Origin of the sequence: Pueribacillus sp. YX66 (assembly GCF_041725775.1) — a bacterium.
Taxonomy (GTDB): domain Bacteria; phylum Bacillota; class Bacilli; order Bacillales; family UBA6769; genus Pueribacillus.
In genome coordinates, this window is record NZ_JBEUEL010000008.1 from 48,700 (window position 1) to 73,233 (window position 24,534).

General features: G+C 39.9%; 29 protein-coding genes. 23 read left to right on the forward strand and 6 right to left on the reverse strand.

All coding sequences use genetic code 11. The features are described from left to right. Nucleotides 1-231: 231 nt before the first annotated feature. The 7 genes from upp (at nt 232) to atpA (ending at nt 5,363) form a co-directional block, all read left to right on the forward strand. Nucleotides 232-861: a uracil phosphoribosyltransferase gene (gene upp, locus ABU914_RS05560; protein ID WP_379668741.1), complete on the forward strand. Its 630-nt coding sequence runs from the start codon at nt 232-234 to the stop codon at nt 859-861. 208 nt (nt 862-1,069) lie between these two features. Continuing rightward, complete coding sequence (locus ABU914_RS05565) at nt 1,070-1,426, forward strand: ATP synthase subunit I (RefSeq protein WP_379668742.1); 357 nt, start codon at nt 1,070-1,072, stop codon at nt 1,424-1,426. Nucleotides 1,427-1,458: 32 nt separating this feature from the next. Further along, on the forward strand, nt 1,459-2,172 hold the full coding sequence (gene atpB, locus ABU914_RS05570) for a F0F1 ATP synthase subunit A (RefSeq protein ID WP_379668743.1): 714 nt from the start codon (nt 1,459-1,461) through the stop codon (nt 2,170-2,172). A 55-nt stretch (nt 2,173-2,227) separates the two neighbouring features. Next, nucleotides 2,228-2,440 carry a F0F1 ATP synthase subunit C gene (gene atpE, locus ABU914_RS05575; RefSeq protein ID WP_379668744.1) on the forward strand — a complete coding sequence of 71 codons (213 nt, stop codon included), beginning with the start codon at nt 2,228-2,230 and terminating at the stop codon, nt 2,438-2,440. A 267-nt stretch (nt 2,441-2,707) separates the two neighbouring features. Next, nucleotides 2,708-3,214 carry a F0F1 ATP synthase subunit B gene (atpF, locus tag ABU914_RS05580; RefSeq protein WP_379668745.1) on the forward strand — a complete coding sequence of 169 codons (507 nt, stop codon included), beginning with the start codon at nt 2,708-2,710 and terminating at the stop codon, nt 3,212-3,214. Continuing rightward, nucleotides 3,211-3,762 carry a F0F1 ATP synthase subunit delta gene (locus ABU914_RS05585; protein WP_379668746.1) on the forward strand — a complete coding sequence of 184 codons (552 nt, stop codon included), beginning with the start codon at nt 3,211-3,213 and terminating at the stop codon, nt 3,760-3,762. Before atpF ends, ABU914_RS05585 begins: the two co-directional genes overlap by 4 nt. A gap of 86 nt (nt 3,763-3,848) precedes the next feature. Continuing rightward, the gene (atpA, locus tag ABU914_RS05590; protein WP_379668747.1) at nt 3,849-5,363 is read left to right on the forward strand and encodes a F0F1 ATP synthase subunit alpha; all 1,515 of its coding nucleotides are present in this window, start codon (nt 3,849-3,851) and stop codon (nt 5,361-5,363) included. A 4-nt stretch (nt 5,364-5,367) separates the two neighbouring features. Here the strand turns inward: atpA and ABU914_RS05595 are convergent, their stop codons facing one another. Beyond that, the gene (locus ABU914_RS05595; RefSeq protein ID WP_379668748.1) at nt 5,368-5,514 is read right to left on the reverse strand and encodes a hypothetical protein; all 147 of its coding nucleotides are present in this window, start codon (nt 5,512-5,514) and stop codon (nt 5,368-5,370) included. Between the two features lie 34 nt (nt 5,515-5,548). On the opposite strand from ABU914_RS05595, the gene atpG reads away from it, so the two are divergent. The 16 genes from atpG to ABU914_RS05675 all read left to right on the forward strand — a co-directional run bounded on the left by atpG (nt 5,549) and on the right by ABU914_RS05675 (nt 20,412). Then, nucleotides 5,549-6,409: an ATP synthase F1 subunit gamma gene (atpG, locus tag ABU914_RS05600; protein WP_379668749.1), complete on the forward strand. Its 861-nt coding sequence runs from the start codon at nt 5,549-5,551 to the stop codon at nt 6,407-6,409. A 226-nt stretch (nt 6,410-6,635) separates the two neighbouring features. Continuing rightward, a complete protein-coding gene (gene atpD, locus ABU914_RS05605; protein WP_379668750.1) occupies nt 6,636-8,057 on the forward strand; it encodes a F0F1 ATP synthase subunit beta in 1,422 nt (473 codons plus the stop codon). Between the two features lie 188 nt (nt 8,058-8,245). Beyond that, nucleotides 8,246-8,644 (forward strand): F0F1 ATP synthase subunit epsilon, encoded by a 399-nt coding sequence (locus tag ABU914_RS05610; protein ID WP_379668751.1) that lies wholly within the window; start codon nt 8,246-8,248, stop codon nt 8,642-8,644. Between the two features lie 73 nt (nt 8,645-8,717). Next, nucleotides 8,718-8,954 carry a DUF1146 family protein gene (locus ABU914_RS05615; RefSeq protein WP_379668752.1) on the forward strand — a complete coding sequence of 79 codons (237 nt, stop codon included), beginning with the start codon at nt 8,718-8,720 and terminating at the stop codon, nt 8,952-8,954. Nucleotides 8,955-9,073: 119 nt separating this feature from the next. Beyond that, nucleotides 9,074-9,841 (forward strand): YwmB family TATA-box binding protein, encoded by a 768-nt coding sequence (locus tag ABU914_RS05620; RefSeq protein WP_379668753.1) that lies wholly within the window; start codon nt 9,074-9,076, stop codon nt 9,839-9,841. Nucleotides 9,842-9,874: 33 nt separating this feature from the next. Beyond that, on the forward strand, nt 9,875-11,203 hold the full coding sequence (murA, locus tag ABU914_RS05625; RefSeq protein ID WP_379668754.1) for a UDP-N-acetylglucosamine 1-carboxyvinyltransferase: 1,329 nt from the start codon (nt 9,875-9,877) through the stop codon (nt 11,201-11,203). Between the two features lie 299 nt (nt 11,204-11,502). Continuing rightward, on the forward strand, nt 11,503-12,501 hold the full coding sequence (gene spoIID, locus ABU914_RS05630) for a stage II sporulation protein D (protein WP_379668755.1): 999 nt from the start codon (nt 11,503-11,505) through the stop codon (nt 12,499-12,501). Between the two features lie 87 nt (nt 12,502-12,588). Then, entirely contained in the window at nt 12,589-13,401 is an 813-nt protein-coding gene (gene spoIIQ, locus ABU914_RS05635) for a stage II sporulation protein SpoIIQ (protein ID WP_379668756.1), read from the forward strand. A 325-nt stretch (nt 13,402-13,726) separates the two neighbouring features. Further along, entirely contained in the window at nt 13,727-14,002 is a 276-nt protein-coding gene (spoIIID, locus tag ABU914_RS05640) for a sporulation transcriptional regulator SpoIIID (protein ID WP_379668757.1), read from the forward strand. A gap of 263 nt (nt 14,003-14,265) precedes the next feature. Next, nucleotides 14,266-15,267 carry a rod shape-determining protein gene (mreB, locus tag ABU914_RS05645; protein WP_379668789.1) on the forward strand — a complete coding sequence of 334 codons (1,002 nt, stop codon included), beginning with the start codon at nt 14,266-14,268 and terminating at the stop codon, nt 15,265-15,267. A 13-nt stretch (nt 15,268-15,280) separates the two neighbouring features. After that, a complete protein-coding gene (locus tag ABU914_RS05650; RefSeq protein WP_379668758.1) occupies nt 15,281-16,063 on the forward strand; it encodes a flagellar hook-basal body protein in 783 nt (260 codons plus the stop codon). 182 nt (nt 16,064-16,245) lie between these two features. After that, entirely contained in the window at nt 16,246-17,052 is an 807-nt protein-coding gene (locus ABU914_RS05655) for a flagellar hook-basal body protein (protein ID WP_379668759.1), read from the forward strand. 68 nt (nt 17,053-17,120) lie between these two features. After that, on the forward strand, nt 17,121-17,366 hold the full coding sequence (locus ABU914_RS05660) for a DNA-directed RNA polymerase subunit beta (RefSeq protein ID WP_379668760.1): 246 nt from the start codon (nt 17,121-17,123) through the stop codon (nt 17,364-17,366). Nucleotides 17,367-17,397: 31 nt separating this feature from the next. Further along, complete coding sequence (gene fabZ / locus ABU914_RS05665) at nt 17,398-17,829, forward strand: 3-hydroxyacyl-ACP dehydratase FabZ (RefSeq protein WP_379668761.1); 432 nt, start codon at nt 17,398-17,400, stop codon at nt 17,827-17,829. A 113-nt stretch (nt 17,830-17,942) separates the two neighbouring features. Beyond that, a complete protein-coding gene (locus tag ABU914_RS05670) occupies nt 17,943-18,209 on the forward strand; it encodes a hypothetical protein (protein WP_379668762.1) in 267 nt (88 codons plus the stop codon). Between the two features lie 226 nt (nt 18,210-18,435). Then, complete coding sequence (locus ABU914_RS05675) at nt 18,436-20,412, forward strand: flagellar assembly protein A (protein ID WP_379668763.1); 1,977 nt, start codon at nt 18,436-18,438, stop codon at nt 20,410-20,412. A 49-nt stretch (nt 20,413-20,461) separates the two neighbouring features. On the opposite strand, the gene ABU914_RS05680 is transcribed toward ABU914_RS05675, so the two are convergent. The 5 genes from ABU914_RS05680 to ABU914_RS05700 all read right to left on the reverse strand — a co-directional run bounded on the left by ABU914_RS05680 (nt 20,462) and on the right by ABU914_RS05700 (nt 24,498). Further along, nucleotides 20,462-21,394, reverse strand: coding sequence for a glycine betaine ABC transporter substrate-binding protein (locus ABU914_RS05680; protein ID WP_379668764.1), 933 nt, complete (start codon nt 21,392-21,394; stop codon nt 20,462-20,464). Nucleotides 21,395-21,409: 15 nt separating this feature from the next. Next, nucleotides 21,410-22,246 (reverse strand): ABC transporter permease, encoded by an 837-nt coding sequence (locus ABU914_RS05685; protein WP_379668765.1) that lies wholly within the window; start codon nt 22,244-22,246, stop codon nt 21,410-21,412. After that, a complete protein-coding gene (locus ABU914_RS05690; protein WP_379668766.1) occupies nt 22,239-23,462 on the reverse strand; it encodes a quaternary amine ABC transporter ATP-binding protein in 1,224 nt (407 codons plus the stop codon). The genes ABU914_RS05685 and ABU914_RS05690 overlap by 8 nt, the downstream gene beginning before the upstream one ends. Nucleotides 23,463-23,750: 288 nt before the next feature. Further along, nucleotides 23,751-23,939, reverse strand: coding sequence for a hypothetical protein (locus ABU914_RS05695; RefSeq protein WP_379668767.1), 189 nt, complete (start codon nt 23,937-23,939; stop codon nt 23,751-23,753). A 130-nt stretch (nt 23,940-24,069) separates the two neighbouring features. Continuing rightward, nucleotides 24,070-24,498, reverse strand: coding sequence for an acyl-CoA thioesterase (locus tag ABU914_RS05700; protein WP_379668768.1), 429 nt, complete (start codon nt 24,496-24,498; stop codon nt 24,070-24,072). Nucleotides 24,499-24,534: the final 36 nt, after the last annotated feature.

The following is a 24,534-nucleotide window of genomic DNA, read 5'->3' on the forward strand; positions in this document are numbered from 1 at the left end:
AGTTAATCACTCCCTCCTACTCGATTAAGTTTTTATGCAAACTAAACGTTTGTCATGTTTTTGTCACAAAAGTCAAATGGAATGGATGGTGTCCGTTTCTAAAGAAAGATATGAGCAGAACTTGGGTTGAATTGTTCGCAGTTTTTCTGTATATTTGTCAAGAAAGTAAAGTACTTGTGAGACTAGAAAAATACAACATGAACAATGGCAACGTTAAAGGGGGCAGTCGCAGTGGGAAAGGTAAACGTACTTGAACATCCACTCATCCAGCACAAACTTACATACATACGAGATGTTAAAACAGGCTCGAAAGAATTAAGAGAACTAGTGAACGAGGTCGCAATGTTAATGGCTTTTGAAATTACGAGACATTTACCGGTGAGGGAAGTTTCCGTTCAAACTCCTGTTCGTGAAGCGAAATCCTATGTACTTGCTGGTAAAAAACTCGGGCTTGTTCCAATTTTACGAGCAGGTCTCGGGATGGTAGATGGTGTATTACGATTGATTCCGGCAGCAAAAGTAGGTCATGTCGGATTTTATCGCGACCCCGACACATTGCAACCTGTTGAATATTATGTGAAACTGCCGTCCGATGTCCATGAACGAGAATTTATCGTCATCGATCCGATGCTAGCGACAGGAGGTTCTGCTGCTGCTGCCATTGATGCATTAAAGACACGAGGAGCAAGAAACATTAAGCTGATGTGTCTCGTCGCTGCTCCAGAAGGAGTGGAAAAAATAACAAAAGAACATCCAGACGTTGATATTTATTTAGCTGCACTTGACGATTCATTAAACGATAAGGGGTATATCGTTCCAGGTCTTGGTGATGCAGGAGATCGACTGTTTGGGACGAAATAGTAAAAGTGTGGCTAAATTGTCACAACCTGCAGAAAGCAAGAAATATTCTCAAAAACGTTCGTTGACATGCATTATACCCTATTGTATTCTATCTAAGGATACATATAATGGCTAACATTATAATTATTATGAAATTGCAGTTGGGATACCCCGCTTATGCATGCATTCCTTATTTGTAAGAAAAGAAATCGGCAACAGGAGAGAAGCAATGCTTCAAAAAAATCTAGTCCGTCGTTACTTGTCATATGCCGCTTACCTATTAGCATTTTTTGTTTTAGGCTGGGGTTTCACCTCATATCAAGATGTTTTTCTTGGTCTTATTTTAGGAACAATTATTAGCTTTATAAATATTCTTTTTTTATCTTATCGAGTTAAAAAAGCTAGTGATGCGGCAGTCGAAGGAAGAAAAGTTCGCTCAGTAGGGATGATGCAACGGTTTGCTTTAGCGGGATTAGCCGTGTTTATCGTATTTCAATTTCCAGACGTATTTCATTTGTTTAGTATGATAATCGGTCTTATGACTGGTTACATTATTATTTTTATAGATTCAATTTTGAACTCATAACAGTCTTCGGTTGGAAGTGAGGTGAATAGATTTTGGAATACAACAATCCAGAAGTAGAACTGTTTGGTCTAGTTTTTAATCTTTCGACGATACTTATGTCGACAATTGCTGCTGTTATCGTTTTTATTATCGCGATAGTCGCAACGAGAAACTTACAACTTAAACCGACTGGTATGCAAAACTTTATTGAGTGGGTTTTCGACTTTGTAAAAGGTATGATTAATAGTACGATGGACTGGAAGACAGGTGGACGCTTCTTAACGCTTGGCGTTACACTACTTATGTATATTTTCATTGCAAACGCACTCGGATTACCATTTTCAATCGTACTTGGAGATAATGAATTATGGTGGACAACTCCGACAGCCGATCCAACATTGACGTTAACAATGGCCACGTTAATTGTTGTTCTGTCGCATTATTATGGAGTGAAAATGAAAGGTCTAACAGGGTATGGTAAAACATTCATAACGCCAGTATGGTGGATGTTTCCATTGAAAATTATTGAAGAGTTTGCAAACACACTTACGCTTGGTCTTCGTCTTTATGGGAACATGTTTGCTGGCGGTGTATTGATGGGACTTCTAGCTACGATGATGACAAGCAGCTTTTTTGGTGCAATTGGAGGAGCAATTCCGATGCTTGCATGGCAAGGGTTTAGTTTATTTATCGGTGCAATCCAAGCGTTTATTTTTACAATGTTAACAATGGTTTATTTAGCTAATAAAGTGGCTGATGACCATTAATTATAAATGAAAAAACTATTTTATTTTTTGTACAAATAAAAGGAGGACATTTAGAATGGGAGCATTAGCAGCTGCACTTGCAGTAGGATTAGCGGCAATTGGTGCCGGCTTAGGTAACGGAATTATTGTTGGTCGTACAGTAGAAGGAATTGCACGTCAGCCAGAACTACGTGGGACACTTCAAACGACAATGTTTATCGGTATCGCACTAGTTGAGGCTATTCCAATTATCGCTGTTGTTATTGCATTTATGGTTATGGGTAGTTAACAACCACATAGCTTTAGCTAGTCGTGTTTCATAATGGCGAAGTCTGTTCTAGAAGAAATGGGACCTTCGCCATTCGTGTTGTCTAGCTTCTACGGCTCGCTTTGCCACAAATTGTGATGAGTATATGGCAATAAGAGCCTCTACAAACTTTGCAGCAACGATAAGAAGTTTCAAAAGTAGGTTCCGTACTCGAAAGAGTATTACAATATTTAGGATGACTTGCATCTTAACCTTTTCGTTACGTAGACTTCGAAGGGAGTGAAAAAAGTGGAATTTTTGACAATTGGCGCAGTCGTCGATGGCGGCACAATTATAGCTCAATTGCTTATTTTCCTCATTTTACTTGCATTGTTACGCGCGTACGCATGGAAACCATTAATGGGCATCATGAAGCAGCGCGAAGAACATATTTCATCGGAAATCGAAACAGCAGAAAAAAATCGCGCGGAAGCAGAGCGGTTTTTAGCTGAACAACAAAGTGAATTAAAGAAAACGCGTGAAGAAGCACAAACGATGATTGAAAATGCAAAACAACTTGGTGAAAACCAAGGTAAAGAAATTATTGCGAATGCGAAAAATGAAGCTGAACGTATTAAGAAAGAAGCGGTGGCTGAAATCGAACGTGAGAAAGAAGCAGCGATCAATTCCCTTAAAGAACAGGTGGCTTCACTTTCAGTTATGATCGCATCAAAAGTTATTGAAAAAGAACTTGATGAAAAAGCTCAAGCGCAGTTAATCGATGAATACCTTAAAGAGGTAGGCGAAGAACGATGAGCATGGGAAATGAACTCGTAGCGAAACGTTACGCTGTTGCCTTATTTGAGTTAGTGAAAGAAAAAGGAGCTTTATCTCAAGCTGAAAAAGAAGCTGAACTTATTCAAACGCTTTTTAACAATGAGGAGCTTAATCATTTTTTTTCACATCCGAAAATTACAACAGAACAAAAAAAATCGTTACTTGTTGATTTTGTAAAAGATAAAATTTCAAATGAAGTATTGAACACACTCTTTTTAATGCTTGACCGTAAGCGAGGCGATAGCATCGCTGAAATGGCGAAACAACTTTCATTGCTTGCGATGGAAGAGCGAAATGTAGCAGAAGCGGTTGTATACTCCGTTACGCCGCTCAACGAAGAACAGCAACAAACAATTTCAAAAATAATCGCTGAAAAAGTTGGGAAAGAAAGCTTGCGTATGCAAAACATTGTTCATCCTGATTTGCTTGGCGGATTAAGAATACGAGTTGGTAATCAAATTTTTGACGGCAGTGTAAGTGGTAAACTAGAAAGTTTAAAGCGCCAAATCACTGCGACAAACGTGTAATAGTGTGAATTCAAAAGGAGTCCTTATTGAATGTCTATTACCCGAAATCGTATCGTACCACACTATGATGATAGGGGTGAATTTTCATGAGCATCAATGCTGAAGAAATTAGTTCGCTTATAAAAAAGCAAATTGAAAATTATGAAAGTGAAATCGAAGTAAGCGAAGTCGGTACAGTTATCGAAGTGGGTGACGGTATCGCTCGTGTACATGGTCTTGACAACGTCATGGCAGGAGAGCTCGTTGAATTTTCAAACGGTGTCATGGGCATGTCCCAAAACTTAGAGGAAAATAACGTTGGGATTATTATTCTCGGACCGTATACAGACATCCGTGAAGGTGACGAAGTAAAACGGACAGGGCGGATTATGGAAGTTCCTGTCGGTGAAGAATTACTCGGTCGAGTCGTAAACTCATTAGGCCAACCGATTGACGGTCAAGGTCCAATTGAAACAACTAAAACCCGTCCAATTGAGAGCCCAGCACCAGGAGTAATGGATCGGAAGTCCGTTCATGAACCTCTCCAAACAGGTCAGAAAGCGATCGACGCGCTTATTCCAATTGGACGTGGACAACGTGAGCTTATTATTGGAGACAGACAAACAGGGAAAACTTCGATTGCCATTGATACGATCATCAATCAAAAAGATGAAGATATGATTTGTATTTATGTTGCAATCGGACAAAAAGAATCAACCGTTCGTGGCGTCGTAGAAACGTTTCGCCAACACGGTGCACTTGACTATACAATTGTCGTCTCAGCGACAGCTTCACAGCCAGCACCACTATTGTTCCTTGCACCTTATGCAGGTGTAACAATGGGTGAAGAATTTATGTATAACGGAAAGCACGTACTTGTCGTCTATGATGACTTATCGAAACAAGCAGCTGCCTACCGTGAGCTATCTTTATTGCTTCGTCGTCCTCCAGGCCGTGAAGCGTACCCTGGTGACGTTTTCTACTTGCATTCACGTTTGCTAGAGCGTTCCGCTAAGCTAAGTGATGCACTTGGTGGCGGCTCATTAACAGCCCTTCCATTTATTGAAACACAAGCAGGAGACGTTTCAGCATATATTCCGACGAACGTAATCTCAATTACAGACGGACAAATTTTCTTACAATCTGACTTATTCTTCTCGGGTGTGCGTCCAGCTGTAGACGCAGGTTTATCTGTATCACGTGTCGGTGGATCAGCACAAATTAGTGCGATGAAAAAAGTTGCTGGTACACTTCGACTTGACTTAGCGTCTTACCGTGAACTCGAGGCGTTCGCTCAATTCGGTTCAGACCTTGACAAAGCAACACAAGCTCGCTTAAATCGTGGTGAACGTACAGTTGAAGTTTTAAAGCAAGGATTGCATAAACCGTTAGCGGTTGAGAAGCAAGTTGCGATTTTATATGCGTTAACACGTGGATTCCTTGACGATATTCCAGTAGAAGATATCTCGCGTTTTGAAGAAGATTACTACACGTGGCTCGAACATAATCGGAAAGAAATTCTCGACACGATTCGTGAAACGGGTAAGTTACCAGATGAGGAAAAGTTTAACGAAGCAATTACAGACTTTAAGAAAACATTCGTAACAAGTAATAAAAAATAAACATTTAAACATTTTGCATCACAGTTTGTGCATGTCCTTCCAGGATACGTGTCATCGGTACGCCGCCTAAAAACCAACAAATTATGGAAATGGCGGCACTTGTATATCCTGTGTATTGCAGTAAGTTACGCGCTTCTGCAATTGTGTACATGACGAACCTCCATAATAAGGTGGTGAATTAGCAAGTGGCATCTTTACGCGACATTAAAACTAAAATTAATTCAACAAAAAAAATGCGGCAAATTACGAAAGCAATGGAAATGACATCCGCGGCAAAATTAAGCCGAGCTGAAATGAATGCGAAACGATTTGTCGTATATATGGATAAAATACAAGAAGTTGTTGCGAGTATCGCTCTCGGTAGCCAAAGTGCAACACATCCGATGTTAGAAAGTCGTGAAGTTAAGAAAACAGGCTACTTAGTCATAACTGCTGACAGTGGGCTTGCTGGCGCATACAACAGCAACATCATTCGTAAAGTTTTACAAACGATCGAAGAACGCCATACATCGAAAGATGAATATGCAATCATTGCAATCGGAAAAATGGGGTTACAATTTTTCCAAAAACGTGGTATGCCTGTCGTTGAATCTGTTGTCGGGTTAAAAGATCAACCTGAGTTTTCTGAAATTAAAGCGATCGCTTCGAACGCAGTAAGCTTGTTTAGTGAGGGTGTGTATGATGAACTATTTATGTACTATAATCACTTCGTCAGTGCGATTTCACAACAAGTAACTGAAAAGAAGCTATTGCCAATTACAGATTTACAGCAGGGACAAACAACATTAAGTTCATATGAATATGAGCCTTCAGAAGAAGAAATATTAAATAAGTTACTCCCGCAATATGCTGAAAGCTTGATTTATGGTGCACTGCTTGATGCTAAAGCAAGTGAACACGGAGCACGAATGACTGCAATGAAAAGCGCATCAGATAATGCGGAAGAACTTATCGATTCATATACACTTGCTTACAACCGTGCACGACAAGCAGCAATCACACAAGAAATTAGTGAAATTGTCGGTGGGGCAGCAGCATTAGAATAACCATCTAGCTTATTCGACTTAAGGCTGCAGCTACTCACTGCATAGAAAAACTGTTGTTGCAACGTCAACACGAGCATATTGATGTGCGCTAGGTTTAAGGAAGATTTGACGTGTTTTCACAGAATGTGTGACTTCTATATTACTCACAAGCGATCGATAGTCTTGTTAAAAGAAGTGCTCGAAAGCTGATCTTATTTTTTAGCGATTATAATTAGGAGGGAAAACGATGAGCAATGGACGAGTTGTTCAAGTAATGGGTCCCGTCGTTGACGTTAAGTTTGACAGCGGCGCTCTCCCTGAAATAAACAACGCGCTGAAAATTGATTATAAAGCGCAATCAGAGTCCGAAGCGGACATCGATTTAACACTTGAAGTTGCTTTACATCTTGGTGATGATACAGTCCGTACGGTAGCGATGTCGTCAACTGATGGTGTAAAACGCGGCATGGAAGTTGTAAATACAGGTGGACCGATTTCCGTTCCAGTCGGTGATGTAACGTTAGGACGCGTGTTTAACGTACTAGGTGATCACATTGATCTCGGTGAGGCAATTCCAGAAGAAGAACGCCGTGATCCGATCCACCGTGAAGCACCAAAATACGAAAACCTTTCAACAAAAACAGAGATTTTAGAAACAGGAATTAAAGTTGTTGACCTTCTCGCTCCATATATTAAAGGTGGAAAAATCGGTCTATTCGGTGGAGCAGGTGTAGGAAAAACAGTATTAATTCAAGAACTTATTAACAACATCGCTCAAGAACACGGTGGGATTTCTGTTTTCGCAGGTGTTGGTGAGCGTACACGTGAAGGTAACGACTTGTACTTTGAAATGAAAGATTCTGGAGTAATCGATAAAACGGCGATGGTATTTGGTCAAATGAACGAACCACCAGGTGCACGTCTCCGTGTTGCTCTAACTGGGCTTACAATGGCTGAGTATTTCCGTGATGAACAAGGTCAAGACGTCCTATTGTTTATCGACAACATTTTCCGGTTTACACAAGCAGGTTCTGAAGTATCTGCACTTCTTGGCCGGATGCCATCTGCGGTTGGTTATCAGCCTACACTCGCAACGGAAATGGGACAATTGCAAGAACGAATTACATCAACAAACGTTGGTTCTGTAACATCGATTCAAGCCGTTTACGTGCCAGCGGATGACTATACTGACCCAGCTCCGGCAACAACGTTTGCTCACTTAGATGCAACGACAAACTTGGAGCGTAAACTTTCAGAGCAAGGAATCTATCCGGCTGTAGACCCGCTCGCATCAACGTCTCGTGCACTTTCACCAGAAATTGTAGGTGAAGAACATTACAATGTTGCCAGACAAGTACAGCAAACACTTCAAAAATATCGTGAATTGCAAGACATTATTGCAATTCTAGGTATGGATGAATTGTCAGATGAGGATAAATTAACGGTCGCACGTGCACGCCGTATTCAATTCTTCTTATCACAAAACTTCCACGTAGCTGAACAATTTACAGGACAACCAGGTTCTTACGTACCTGTAGAAGAAACTGTAAAAGGATTTAAAGAAATTCTTGAAGGAAAGTATGACCATCTCCCAGAAGATGCTTTCCGTCTCGTCGGACGGATTGAGGAAGTAATCGAAAAAGCAAAAGAAATGGGAGTCGAAGTATAACGACGTAAATTCCTAACTATTCAGCCTGACTTGAGGATGCTTATCACCAGATAATCTGGTGATAAGCAAGGATAACACATCTGTACGATGGTCCATATCGATCATGAATGTAAATGATTGAATTTGGATTACTGAATAACAGGTTGATGAGGTGGAGCACCTGTCGTTACGTAAGGAGGGGTTTTCACATGAGTAAAGTAAAAGTTAGTGTTGTCACCCCAGACGGTCCCGTTTATAGCGGTGAAGCAGAAATGGTGAGTGTGAAAGGACTTGGCGGAGAACTCGGAATTTTACCGAATCATATTCCGTTCGTAACACCACTCACGATCAATCCAATTCGCTTAATGAATGACGGAAAATCTGATTTGGTTGCTGTCCACGGTGGCTTCATTGAAGTTAGACCTGACGAGATTACAATTTTGGCACAGGCAGCTGAATTACCTTCTACAATTGATGTTGAACGTGCAAGGAAGGCAAAAGAACGGGCAGAGGAAAGACTTAGACAAGGACAACAAGAAAAAATAGATTTTGTCCGAGCGGAAAACGCTTTAAAGCGTGCCTTAAACCGTTTGGAAGTAGCGGAGTAAACAGATGAGCACTGAGTGAGCGTTTTCACTTGGTGTTTTTTCTGCCCGCAATAATTCCATAAGGAGTGATCCGATGGAAAGCATTGCGATTCAAGGGATCGTTAATATCGTTATCGTTCTTGTTATCATCGTCATAACTTGGTGGGCATTGCAAGCGTTTAAGATAGACTTATTCGTAAAAAACCCAAACGGACCCCAAGCAAAAGCACTCCTCATCTTACTTACCATAGCCATTGGTTCATTAGTCGGAAACTTTTTTATTCATTATTTAGAATGGGCGACGTGGATTAAATACATATTTACAGTCTGAAACGTCGAAAGTTGACGATAACTTCCATGTATGAACAACCACTTCTTGACCAAGATTGTTAATAGTAGGTGTTCAAAAAAACTTTGAACAACCGCTAATGAGGAGAGGAGTCGTTGTTCATGAAACATGTGGGAAGCATCTTTACGATCATTGGATTAATGATAAGTATACATGCGCTCAAGGGTCAACATGAGTCATATCCAGTTTCAAACAAAGACAAAAATATAAAACCACTTTTACAAATTGTATCCGTAATGAACGAAGTTGGCGCCGAAATCGACACGTGGCATTTGCAAGCAAAAGATAAGCACGGTTTGATCTCTAATCGCGAAGGGTATAAATCAACAGTAAACGATATAAAACAGATTGCGAATGATTTTAAATGGGAAGAACCTATCAATGAAGGCGACAGCATAAAAATCGAAGGAACGAGACATTCACTTCGTGGTCAAATCCGTGAGTCGATTTCAATTTTAACCTATCACAATCACAATCAATACGAAACGAAAATTTCATACGAAATGATGGGTCATGATTGGCTAGAGAGTATGAAGAACGACATATTTTCGCTTTTTTCGACTCGTACGTCAGAACTATTTTTAGAAAATCCCTCAATTTCCACTTGTGTAACTGGAAATTTCAATGATACAATGGAGATTGCTGTGAATACTCAATCGAAAAATATAATGCGTCTGTTGCGTGCGAATTTTGTCGAAAGTCTTGAGGAAGAGTCGTTTGTTTCTCTCTCCGCATATACAAATCAATGGGATACATCAATTACAACCAATCATAAAAAGATGAATCTTCAAATCGCACTACGAGACCAAGGGTTAAACAAGCCAACTCGTGTACTGATTGGAACACCTATTTTAACAGCTGAATACTAATATAGAAACTAACTCGACGCGGAGGGGAATACGTTGGAAAAAATCATTGTCCGTGGTGGTAGTCGGCTGCAAGGCTCCGTGAAAGTCGAAGGAGCAAAAAATGCTGTACTGCCTGTCATAGCTGCATCAATTTTAGCAAAACAAGGAACGAGCACTATTTATGATGTGCCTGCCCTTGCTGATGTATATACGATTAAAGAAGTATTGGAAAATTTAAACTGTGATATTCAATTTTATGGAAATAAAATGTTTATTAATGCAGAAAATGAAATTCGAACAGAAGCACCGTTCGAAGCGGTTCGAAAAATGCGCGCATCGTTCCTTATCATGGGACCTCTGCTTGCGAGACGCGGCCACGCCCGAATTGCATTGCCCGGTGGTTGTGCAATTGGGTCGCGGCCAATTGATCAACATTTAAAGGGATTTGAAGCGATGGGTGCAAAAGTAAAGATCGGCAACGGTTTTATTGAAGCGTTCGTCGATGGGAAACTACAAGGCGCCAAGATTTATTTAGACTTCCCTAGCGTCGGTGCAACAGAAAATATAATGATGGCAGCGTCGTTAGCAGAAGGAACGACAGTGATTGAAAATGCTGCAAAAGAACCGGAAATCGTTTGCTTAGCGAATTATTTGAATGCAATGGGTGCAAAAGTTCGCGGAGTAGGTACGGGTACCATTCGTATCGATGGTGTTGAAGAACTACACAGTGCTGAACATACAGTCATTAGCGATCGAATTGAAGCAGGAACTTTTATGGCAGCAGCTGCAATTACAGGCGGCGATGTATTTATTGAAGGAGCAGTATCAGAACATTTACGTCCACTAATTGCTAAAATGGAAGAGATGGGTGTAACGATTGTTGAACGAGAAAACGGGTTGAATGTGATAGGGCCTGAAAAGTTAAAGCCAGTTGATATAAAAACAATGCCACACCCTGGATTTCCAACGGATATGCAGTCCCAAATGATGGCATTGCTCATGAGAGCAGACGGAACAAGTGTCATAACCGAGACCGTATTTGAAAATCGTTTTATGCACGTTGAAGAATTTCGTCGTATGAACGCAGATATCAAAATAGAAGGTCGCTCGGCAATCATTAAAGGTCACACGAATCTTCAAGGTGCTGAAGTATTTGCGACAGATTTAAGAGCAGGTGCTGCATTAATTATAGCTGGTCTCGTTGCAGACGGATATACACGTGTTGTCGACCTTCATCATATCGACCGAGGCTATGTAAATTTAGAAAATAAATTGGCATCCATCGGGGCGGAAATTGAGCGTGTCGTAGAGGAGCCAACTCCTGTCGGAGAGGCAGTTCCAAAAAACCAGCCATTTTTAAAAATTAATCCTAAATTTGTTTAATTAAATCAATCCATAAGAAAGCGGCAGCAATGTCGTTTTTTCTTTTTGTTCTAATAGCTCGTCCTTCCCCATAAAATAGTAAAGCGATTGACAATTTTGTTCACCAAATAGGAATTAGAACAGAACCTTTACAACTTCAAGTTGAGGCAGACTACAAACGGCAGACGCGTGAACAACAATGTCTGTAAGACTCACATCTAGTCTTTTTCATTTATTAACGTCGATGTCGTGATCATTAGTGGAAAATAAACTACTGTATGAAAAAGTCTTGCTTCACAGACAGGGGGAATGTAGCCTCAATGAAAAAAATGACACTTTACATCTCGTTATTGGCGATTATCGTTACGTTTATACCTGCCATCATCGTCCTGCCATTTTCTTCGGCGAAACAAGAAACAAAAATTGAAAATGAAATCGTACAACCAAACGAAGACCAGTTCGTTGTTCCTGTTTATCGAACGTTACAGAAACAAGTTGAAAATGTAGAGCTCGAGCACTACGTTGCGGGTGTCCTCTCATCGGAGATGCCTGCAGATTTTGAAATAGAAGCTCTCAAAGCCCAAGCCATGGCAGCTAGAACATATATCGTGAAGCAACTTCTTACTCCAGGCGAAATTAATTTACCAGAAAAAGCCGTTGTTACGGATACGGTTCATCACCAAGTGTATCGCAATGAAGATGAACTGAAAGAGCTATGGGGAAAAGAATTTAATTGGAAATACGAACGCATTTTACAAGCCGTCAAAGAAACGAAAGGACAAATTTTAACATATGAAAGTAAACCAATTACCGCTTCCTTCTTTTCAACGAGTAACGGCTTTACCGAAAACTCAGAAGATTATTGGGAAAATGAAGTCCCTTATTTAAAAAGTGTTCAAAGCCCATGGGATGAAAAATCACCTAAATTTGTTACGATTGAGAAAATGCCAGTAAAAACATTTGAAGAAAAACTTAGTGTAGAGCTCCCGAACGATAAAACAGTTGCAAAGGTTGTAAAACGAACACAAGGGAAACGAATCGCTGAAATTGAAATTGGTGGAAAAACATTTACAGGTCGAGATGTAAGAGAAAAGCTAGACCTGAACTCATCTGACTTTTCAGTGACACGAAACGGAAATGAAGTTATTATCCAAACGAAAGGATATGGTCATGGCGTTGGGATGAGTCAGTACGGTGCAAACGGAATGGCACTTGAAGGGAAAAAAGCTGAAGAAATCGTAAATTACTACTACAAAGGGATTTCAATTGAAAACATAGATGTTTTTGAAACACAGTTAGCAAAGCTCGCAATAAACTGAGACTAATTTCTTAATATTAAACAAATTTTAGCATTTTATGTATAGAATCTCAGAAATCTGATCAAAATGGTTTCTGAGGTGATGAACATGAAAGATGATAAAAACACTCATCTTCAAAAAGAAATGCCTTCAAAATGGAAAAGATTGCTGAAAAAACGTTGGTTTTACCCAGCTGTCTATCTTGGAGTTGCTGCTATCGTCATTGCGTCTGTATTATGGATACAAATGGGCTCAAACGTTGCTGAGCAAGAAAACGATACAACTGCTCACAACTACGATGAGGAAGCGATTCCGACCGCACAACAACAAGAAGTATTTGTGGAACCCGTATTAGCAAAAGACGTGGAAGTGAAAACACCATTTTATGATGCAAAAGCTTCAGCAGAAGAACAAGAATCTGCCCTCGTATTTTATAATAACAAATACCACCAAAATCAAGGTGTAGACTATGCACTTAAGAGCGGGGAAACATTTGATGTGACAGCTGCCATGAGTGGGACGGTCGAAAAAGCGGAAAAAGATGCGTTACTCGGCTATGTCGTTGAATTAAAACATAGTAATGGTGTGACAACAGTCTATCAAAGTTTAGCGAACGCAAATGTTAAAGAAGGTGACAAAGTCGAACAAGGCGATGTTATCGGAGAAGCTGGTAAAAATTCATTTAACAAAGACGCAGGCACACACGTTCACTTTGAGATTAGAAAAGACGGCATTGCGGTAAATCCACTAGAATTTTTCGGTAAATCAAGTTCTGCTATTCCAAGCGTAGAAGAGCAACAGGAGCAACAAGAACAACAGAAACAACAAGAAGCTCAAAGTGAGGATATGGAAACAGATACAGATGAAAATGAAGGCGAAGCAAAACAAAAAGATACATCACGTTCAATGACGAACGCATAACAGCTTTGGAAAGCCAGAGCTGTTTTTTTTTGTATATAAAGGTACAGTAGTCAACTCATTGACAAGCGTATTCTATAATAAAAATTTAGAACCTTTTTTAGAAAAAACAGAAAAACACTTTGTCCCTCTTGACTATTAGGTATATAACTGATCAGTCATTAATAAAATGTTACAAACCAAGTCATTGAGGGGCAGAGGTGAGAGAGTGGTTCGCTGCGAAGAAGTAAGATCATTGAAAAGATGACTTTTACTACTCTATCTTCGATCAGCATCACGGTAAGTCTCATTTCGCATCTCTTACATCCAAGTTAGGGAGGCGAGTGGTGTGCACGATTACATCAAAGAGCGTACTATCAAGATTGGCAAGTACATCGTGGAGACGAGAAAAACCGTAAGGGTCATCGCCAAAGAATTTGGAGTATCAAAAAGCACCGTACACAAAGATTTAACAGAAAGACTGCCAGTGATTAATCCTGAGTTGGCCAATGAAGTGACAAAAATACTCGACTACCACAAATCTGTAAGACACTTGCGTGGAGGTGAAGCGACAAGACTGAAATATAAAAAAAATGAAACAAAAAATAAAGAATCTATAAAGTGAGTAAATATGTTTCGTTCCGCCGAGAAGACATGCCAAAAAAAATGCATGTGACGTGGCGGACATTTTTGTATAATGATGAGTGTAAATTAGCATCTTCGCAAATTTAATCCATTCTAGCTTCTGACCTCTAGTTTTGAATATGACAGCAATCTTTATTATTTGACATATTTAGATAATCTTCCCTATAAAAGTAAAAATGTGTTATAATGTTACAATGAATAATTGTGATTAAAGTTTATCGGTTTTTAGGGAGGAAATGTATGATGCTGTCAAGGGATATAGGGATTGACTTAGGAACGGCGAACGTACTCGTATATGTGAAAGGTAGAGGAATCGTTCTTGATGAACCGTCAATTGTAGCTATTGATACATCAACGGGTAAAGCATTAGAAGTAGGCGAAGAAGCATATCGCATGATCGGTCGAACACCAGGAAATATTGTTGCAATTCGTCCATTAAAAGAAGGGGTTATTGCTGACTTTGACATCACAGAAATGATGCTAAAGCACTTTTTAGATAAAATCAAAGTGAAAGGTTTTTTAGCAAAACCCCGAATTTTAATTTGTGTTCCGACAAACGTTACATCAGTCGAGAAAAAAGCGATTAAAGAAGCAGCGGAAAAAAGTGGCGGAAAGCAAGTATTTCTCGAGGAAGAACCAAAAGTTGCAGCAGTTGGAGCGGGAATGGAAATCTTTCAGCCAACGGGAAATATGGTCATTGACATCGGTGGAGGGACGACAGATGTCGCTGTTCTCTCGATGGGAGACATCGTAACTTCCACGTCAATAAAAATGGCTGGCGACAAATTTGACCAAGCGATCCTCGACTTCATAAAGAAAAAGTACAAGCTGCTTATTGGCGAACGAACAGCAGAAGATATTAAAGTCAATGTTGCAACAGTATTTCCAGGTGCTCGAGATGAAGAAATTGATATCCGTGGACGTGACATGGTATCTGGTTTACCACGTACGATAACGGTTAATTCTGATGAAATAAGAGAAGCACTAGAAGAACCAGTCTCGCACCTTATTCAAGCTGCGAAATCAGTGCTTGAACTAACACCACCTGAACTATCTGCCGATATTATTGATCGAGGGGTGATTTTAACAGGTGGAGGCGCACTTCTTCATGGAATGGAGCAGCTATTTTCTGAGGAACTAAAAGTACCCGTCATCGTCGCGGATGAGCCGATGAGTTGTGTTGCTAAAGGAACAGGATTAATGCTAGAACATATTGATAAAATTGCAAAACGAAAACTAATCTAAGGGGGAACTTAACATGATTAGAGGACTGTATACGGCAGCTTCAGGCATGATTTCACAGCAGCGTCGCCAAGATATGCTTACGAATAATCTGGCAAACGCAAACACACCTGGTCATAAAGCCGATCAAGCTTCGTTGCGTACGTTCCCGCGCATGCTGATTGCCAACTTATCTCGTACATATGAAACGTCGTCAAATGAGCTTGCAACTGGTGTATACTTACAAGAAACAATTCCGAATTTCTTGCAAGGAAGTTTAATGGAAACGAATAATGACACGGATGTTGCAATTATTGATGGAAATCTCCCAGACAATAGCACATTAATGTTCGCTGTCCAAACGGACAATGGACAACGGTATACACGGAACGGTAATTTCACGATCGATAACGAAGGACGACTCGTCACGAGACAAGGGATGCCTGTTTTAGACGTAAACGGTAATCAAATCTTTTTACAATCAGAAAACTTCCAAATGCTTACAGATGGAACGATTTTAGAAAATAATGTTCAAGTCGCACAACTTAACGTCGTTCTCATTAATGATGCAAATCACCTCGTCAAAGAAGGTAATGGGTTGTTTCGATATGAAGGGGCTGCACTTGCATCAGCTGTTGGAAATCCTGAAGTAGCTTATCAGCTCCAACAAGGTTTTATAGAACGTTCAAACGTTGACTTGCAACAGACAATGACTGAAATGCTTAATGCATACCGAACATTTGAAGCAAATCAAAAGGTTTTGCAAACATATGATCAAAGTTTAGACAAAGCGGTAAATCAAGTCGGTCGCATCGGCTAACAAACAATGCAGTGGATGTTAGTGTTAACCAGCTCCGTGCGTCTGTCGTCAGTTTACCAAGTTTATCAGATCCCTATTTGAATACGTCTATATCGTACAATTTCACGTATTTGAACAAAAGATAAGTGATCACATATGAATGTCCAGACTGTGTACGCGTCATATAAAGGGGGAAGTTTTAAATGAATCGCGCAATGATAGCATCATCGGTAACGTTAGGACAGTTGCAACATAAATTAGATACTGTTGCGAATAATTTAGCAAACTTAAACACGAATGGATTTAAGCGTCGGGAAACGTCTTTTTCTGATTTACTCGTTCAGCAGATGAATAACTTACCTCGTGCAGATGAAACTCGTTTAACACCACTTGGAATCCGTTCAGGAACAGGAGCAGCAGTCGCTGGAACAACGTTACGCCTTGAACAAGGAACGATCAAACGTACCGATCGGATGCTTGATTTAGCACTCACAGAGCCGCAATACTTTTTTCAAGTTTTACATAATGGTGAAACACAATATACTCGTGATGGAGCATTTTATTTTAGTGAATCCCGTCCGGGCTTTCTTAATATCGTTACAGGAGACGGTGCATATTTGCTTGGGACGAACGGACCGATTGAAATTCCAATGAATTATAAAAGTGTGACGATACGAAGTGATGGTCAGATCGAAGTGACATTGCAAAATGATACGACATACAATGCAGGGCAGTTAGCGCTCGCAAACGTTCATCGGCCGCAATATTTACAAGCAATCGGTCATAATCGTTTTGCTGGTCCAAATGAGAATTCGGGAATTGTGTTAGCTGACGTACTAGAGACAGTAAACGGTGTCCAAGTCGTTTCACAAGGAGTACTGGAAATGTCAAATGTAGACTTAGCCCATGAAATGAATAGTATGATCGAAATGCAGCGACACTTCCAGTTAAGTGCACGTTCGCTTACAATTGCTGATGAAATGATGGGACTCGTCAACCGAATCCGCTAGTCATTGTAATCTCTTTTGATTAGAGTCTCTAGTCATTTGTATCATCGCTGTAATGGAGAATAACTACCATGATGGGATCATCAGAAACTGAACGACACGATGTCGAACAATCATCAAAACAACGAAAAAGCCAAAAGGTGAAGGTCAGACTCATCCCAATTTGGCTCCGGTTAATGATCATTGGATTTTTGCTGTTTATTTCAATAGTAGTCGGAGCGATGATCGGTTACAGTGTGCTTGGAGATGGACATCCATTGGGTGTTTTTAAGAAAAGTACGTGGCAGCAAATTGTAAATTTTGTTACAGAAGAATGAAAAAAGATAAGGAAGGAGGGGTCCCTGCTCAATGCTAGAAAGTAATGACATTAAAGCGATTTTACCGCATCGCTATCCCTTTTTACTCGTTGATCGAATCATTGAAATGGAAGAAGGTGTCCGTGCTGTCGGACTGAAAAATGTTACTATAAATGAAGAGTTTTTTACGGGACATTTTCCTGATTATCCAGTGATGCCGGGAGTACTTATCGTTGAAGCATTAGCACAAGTGGGCGGCGTCGCGATGCTATCAAAGCAAGAAAATAAAGGTAAACTTGCATTATTTGCCGGAATTGACAAGTGCCGCTTTAAAAAGCAAGTAAAACCAGGCGATCAATTAAAGCTTGAAGTAGAAATTTTACGTTTAAAAGGACCGATTGGAAAAGGAAAAGGAACGGCAACCGTAGACGGAGAACTCGTTTGTGAAACGGAAATTATGTTTGCTATCGGTGATCAAAAATAATAACATGCGACAACTTAAAATGATGATGTGCGTAAGACGCTGAACTCGTCATAAATGAAAACCTCTTTCTTGGGAAAACTAAACGAGAACGTATCGAGAAGGAGGTTCTATTAATGCAACGTCTGCTACGTATTGTATTTGTCGCGCTTTTAAGTGTAATCATTTTAGCCAGCTGTAATGATACTATGGATAATCCAGAAACAAATCGGAAAGATGTGGAGGACACGAATTACAACGAAGTGAATGAAATGAAAATGGATGATGAACAAGATGAAATTATGATCGATCGTGTTGATGAAGATAGCTTAAATGATGACGGAATCCAAGGGAATCATCCGTTTGATCTAAATGAAGATGGTAAACTGAACATACAAGAATAACTGTATCCATTGCGTACAACGCCCGTTTGTCGTAATAACGAACGTTGTATGTCTTAAAGCAAAACAAGACTACTTTCCATCGGTGAGGATCTTACCGGTGTCATAAACCTGTCAAAAACAGGTTTCTTTTTTTTGCAGGACAATGCCACTTTTTGTCGAAAAAGGTATAATATGAAAATGGAATTTAAAATGAATGGCGAGTATTATAAAAAAGAGGTAGATGTCATTGAACAGCATTGAAGCGAAAGGAAGAAACGTTGAAGAAGCAATCGGAATTGCACTGAAGCAACTAAAAGAAGATAGAGAAAACGTTACGATCGAAGTGCTTGAACATCCAGAAGATCGTCTTTTTGGTTTATTTGTTAAACCCGCTATAGTGAAAGTCACTCGGAAAACGAAAAACGAAGCAGACGGTAGTGATGAAGAAAAAAAAGAAACAGATGAACGAGGACCGTTACAACCGGGAATGATTGAAATTTCTGACGGTAACGTTCGTCACTCGGCGATAGAAGAAAGCAAACCAACAATCATCCCTTGTGAGCATTTGACTGTTATGATTAATGGCAAGAAAGTAACAGGGAAAACAGAAGTGCAACCGGAAGATAACGTTAAAATACAAAAAGATGTAATTGCAAAAGAAGAAGGTTCATTTGACATTTATGTGGATGATAGTAAGCTCAGCGCAACTTTAGATATTATTGTCGGTTTTATTGAACAATCTGTTCCATTAGACGTTCAGCCAGCGACATCGGTTGAATTAAAAGCAAAGACAGTAAAAACACCGTACATTTCGTTTTCAAAAGCTAACATTTTACAACAGTTAAAAGAACGAAACATTACGTTTGGCATTGACGAAAATGCAGTTGAAGAAGCGCTTGAGCGTAAACAATCAGGCGAAGTAACGATTGCAAAGGGTGAGCCACCGACAGAAGGAAAAGATGGCTATATTGAGTTTTATATTCAATATGAGATGTCTGAACAAAAACCAAAGCTACTAGAAGATGGAACGGTTGATTTCCGTGAAATTAGAGAGATTCCTGTCGTAGAAGTTGGCGAAAAGATCGGGATCATTCATGAGCCAACAGAAGGAAAACATGGAAGAACGATTCAAAATAGACCGGTTCAACCGCGTAAAGTGCATGAAGCGATCGTGAAAGGTAGAGGCTTTTTCATTGACAATAACACCATTTTCGCATCTGAATCTGGGACGATACGTGTTCGTAATCGCGCGCCGATTTACGAAATCGATATAATTCAAAAACTTGTTCATCATGGAGATGTTGACCTTAAAAGCGGAAACCTATCGTTTGTAGGTGATATTGAAATTACAGGAAATGTGGAAGAGACGATGAGTGTTGAAGCCGATGAACGTATTCTTATCATGCATAACGTACATGGGGCAACGATTGAAGCAGGCAACGAAATTTATGTGAACCGTAACATTATCCGAAGTAAATTAACAGTCGGAAAAGTCGATGACGATGAACTTACCGTTAAAGATAAAACGGAGGAGTTACTAAATACGATAAAATCGCTTGAACAATCGGTATTACAGCTCGTTCTTGCTAATCGTAAAAGTGGTCTACCAAAAACGGATATCGTCCCGCTCGTTCGAATCTTAATGGAACAAAAATTTCAATCGCTATCATCTGACATAAATAAGTATTTTCAACTGTTGCATGAGCATACGAACAATGAAGTTGTTCAATTGAATGAACTGATCGACCTGCTACATAAAGCGTTTGTTTTATTTGACAAACAGCTTTTAAATGATGAAATGATTTTTTTAACGATCGAAGAAAAGCTCACTACGTTGTATCGTTACTTCGCTGAAAAGCTAGAACCTACTGGGAAACTAACGATTGGACAAGCACAGCAAAGTGAAGCTTTTTGCAATGGTGACATTTATTTAACGGGTCGTGGTGCATATAATTCGAAATTTCACGCGGAAGGCAAGTTTGTGACGAATGGATTTATTCGTGGCGGTTCGATCTTTGCTAAAAAAGGGATTGAAGTGAATGAAGTCGGTTCCGGATTCGGGGTAGAGACGATTCTTTCAGTACCTGCAACAGAAAAAATTATTATTAACCATGCCAAAGAAGACACGGTTATTCAAATTGGAAAACGAATATATCGGTTTGTAAAAGAAAAACGACATATTCGAGCACAACTCGATGAAACAGGCGTCATCGCCCTTTCATAAAGTGAAAAACTCTGCCTCATTAAAAAATTAGGCAGAGTTTTTCTAATGATTATTTAATGCCTGCAGTCCACTTTTCAACAAGCTCAGGATTGTTGTCGAGAAATTCTCGAGCGACATCAGCAACATCTTGGTCTTCATCCCAAACTTTAGGCATTAATTCTTCTAACATATCATAATCCTCTTCGTATTGTTCTAACACTTTATAAGCAGCTGGAGCGTCTTCTTCAAGACCAGTACGAGCGACCGTATAAATTTGGTCTCCTTCACCGCCATAAACTTCTTTCGGGTCTTCTAGCATTTTCATATCCATTACACCGAATACCCAGTGTGGCTTCCAAAGAGGAACAATGATTGGATCTTCGTTATCGTATGCTTTTCTAAGTTCTGTAAGCATAGCCGATTCAGAGCTTTCCTTAAGTGTCCATTTGTCTAAATCGTATTCTTCAAGTGCTTTCTTCGTGTTTGCCATAATTCCAGCACCTGCATCAATTCCAATAATTTCCCAGTTGACAGACTCACCGAATTCCGTATTGTTTTTCAAGTCTTCCATTGTGTTGACATCTTCTACATATTCCGGTACAGCGAGGGCGAGTGGCGCTTTATCGATAACTTCTTTCACTTGAACGATATCGTCTTTGTATTCATCCCAATACTCTGCGTGAGTTGCCGGAAGCCATGCGGATGTATGAAAGTCGGCTGAGCCATCTGCAACACTTGCCCACATGGGTCCAGCTTCAACTTGTCTCACTTCTACATTGTAACCGATATCTTCAAGTAAAGCTGCTAAAATATGCGTACTGATTGCTTCTCTTGCCCATGCAACATAAGGAACAGTTAACTTTTTTTGACCGAGTTCAACACTTGTTCCACCAGTGTCTTCAGTTGCATTATCTGTATCACCATCATCTCCACCACCACAGGCAGCGAGAACGAGGGATAGACCGAGGATGAGTAAAAATGATAACCATGTTTTTTTCTTCATGGAAAAACCTCCCCTTTAATTTTTGGTTTTACCTATATTTTGAGAAACACGGTCTAAAATAATTGCTAAAATCACGATAGCAAGACCGGCTTCAAAACCAACACCAACTTTAATTTGTGAAACCGCACGATACACATCTGCACCTAATCCTGGCGCACCGACGAGTGACGCAATGACGACCATTGATAAGGCAAGCATAATACTTTGGTTCACACCAGCCATGATCGTCGGCGTTGCGAGCGGCAATTGCACTCTAAGCAGTTTTTGCCCAGTCGTTGCACCGAATGCGTTTGATGCTTCAACTAAATCTTCGGGAACTTGACGAATTCCGAGGTTCGTTAAACGGATTGTCGGTGGCATCGCAAAAATGACAGACGCGATAACACCAGGAACCATCCCAATCCCAAAAAATAAAATAGATGGAATTAAATATACGAACGCTGGCATTGTCTGCATAAAATCAAGAACGGGTGTTAACACATTACGCAGTTTATCGCTTTGTGACATCCAAATCCCGAGCGGTACACCGATAATAAAAGTGATGATGATCGATGTGAGGACAAGTGCGATTGTTTGTACGGTTCCGTCCCAATATCCGAGGTTTTCAATAAGCAGAAGACCAATGACCGTAAATAGGGCGATCGTCCATCTGCTCGTAAACCAAGCAATTGCAGCGATAACTAAAATAACGACAATTGCAGGAACACCAGCCATAATCCATACAAAAAAGTCAACGATCGAGCCAATAATATTTGATATAAAATCAAAAAACCCTTGAAAGTTCGCTTTTAAAAAATCGACAAATGACTCGATCCAATCTGCTAATGGAATTTTAGGTAACCAGTTACTCATGTTGGCTCACCTCATTTCCATTATTTAATCCATTTTGACCTGCTAGTGCACCGATGACACTTCCGTTAACAACAATCCCTTTTAATTTATTATGATCATCAACGACAGGTAGGGGTAACGGATGACTAGACATTTTGTCATACATATCAATGATGAGCGTATCAGGTGTAACCGTAGGTAAATCTTTTACCATAACATCTTCTAACGTTTTTTCAGATTTTATTGCGTCCGAAGCAGCCTGTGCGGTAACGGCACCGATAAGACGATGCTGTTTATCGACAAGATACAAACTTGAAACACTTCTAGCCCGCATCATTTGCAAAGCAACGCGAGGACCACGATCATAAATTAACGTTTCTGGACGGATCATGACGTGTTGAGCCGTTAAAACTTTCGACAAATCAACGTCCTCTACGAAACGTTCAACGTAGTCATCCGCAGGATGAATCATAATTTCCTCCGGTGTACCGATTTGAACGATCGATCCGTCTTTCATTAATGCAATCCGATCACCAAGCTTTAAAGCTTCATCCAAGTCATGGGTAATAAAGACGATCGTCTTTTCCATCTTTTGCTGTAAGACGACAAGCTCGTCTTGCATATCTTTACGGATGAGCGGGTCAAGCGCAGAGAATGCCTCATCCATTAAAAGAACGTCTGGATCATTCGCAAGTGCTCTAGCGAGGCCGACTCGTTGTTGCATACCCCCACTCAGTTCGGAAGGATAGCTATTTTCATATCCTTCAAGCCCGACGAGTTCGAGCGATTGCTTTGCTTTTTCAAGTCTTTCCGCTTTACCTACTCCTTGAACTTCAAGGCCGTAAGCGGTATTTTCAAGCACAGTACGATGCGGAAAGAGAGCAAAGCGCTGAAACACCATGCTCATCTTTTTCCGACGAACTTCACGCAACTCATCTTGCTTCATCTTCACGACATCTTGCCCGTTAATATAAATGTTTCCAGCCGTTGGCTCAATCAATCGATTTAACAATCGAACGAGTGTCGACTTTCCACTTCCGGACAACCCCATAATGACGAAAATCTCACCAGGATAGACTTCAAAAGAAGCTTTATTGACGCCGACAGTCATACCTGTTTCTTGCAAAATATCTTGTTTTGTTTTTCCTTTGTCTAGCAATTTTAAACCTTGTTTCGGTTGTTTCCCAAAAATTTTTGTTACATTTTTAACCTTAATGATCGGTTCTGGATCTGACATTTCTTCACCTCAAACTTATTCAATTGTAACGCTCGCATGTCCGAATCGAATGTATACTGTTCAAGTATATCGAGTAAAAGCATACAAACTCAAATCGCCTTTCGTACAAAATACTAGTATAAACCGCAATGAATAAAACAGTGAAAGGTTCACATCCAATATATGCCTAATTCTGTGTAATTCCTACTAATTACTCCTATTTTCAAGTATGAGCATCATAGGAATGATTTATGAATCGACAAGAAAATGAAAAACGACAAGTCGTCATCACTTGTCGTTTTTCCACGTCTATTTGCTACTGGCTTCCATTTCACCTAACCCTTGACCACGTTTTACACCATCATCAAAAGCATTTTGGTACAACTCAGCCATGTACATGTAAACAATTTGTTTCGTCTTCGTGTCAGAATTGAGCACGTCCAAATGCGAGAGACATTTTTCGATCGTTACGTTTTTTAAGCTGTACTTTTCAACCATAGGGCTCGCCTCCCTACTATTTAATTAATTAGAGTATAGTGGAAAAATTTGTCGATTACATTTCAAAAAAGTAACAATTTTATTACATTTTTGGTAATCTATACAAAAAGAACGATACCTAATTACGTGTTTAAAAATCGACGTCACACTCAAATTGTTCTATTCGATTGCGAACAAGTTCAGGCATCGGCTGAGGTTTTAACGTTTTTGGATCAATACTGACGTATATAATCTCCGCCTTTACGAGTGGGTCTAACTCCTCTGTACGTGTAATGACAAATTCATTGACGAAGCTTGTTCGACCAATTTTAACTGTTCGACACCAAAGATCTAGCACGTCGTTCAATCTTGCTGGTTGTTTGTATTCAAGTGTTGATTTCGCTAATACGAAATCAAAAATTCCATCAGCAAACACATAGTCAAGTTGTAACCCTTTGCTGTAATATTCACTGATAGCGATATCGAGGTAGGTCATATAGTGCGCATTAAACACAATCTTTTGTCCATCAATTTCTGAGTAGCGAACTTTTAACTGAGTTTTAAACTGAAAACCTTCCACGTAAGTCCATCCCTTCTTGTCCGTTCGTCATCGTAT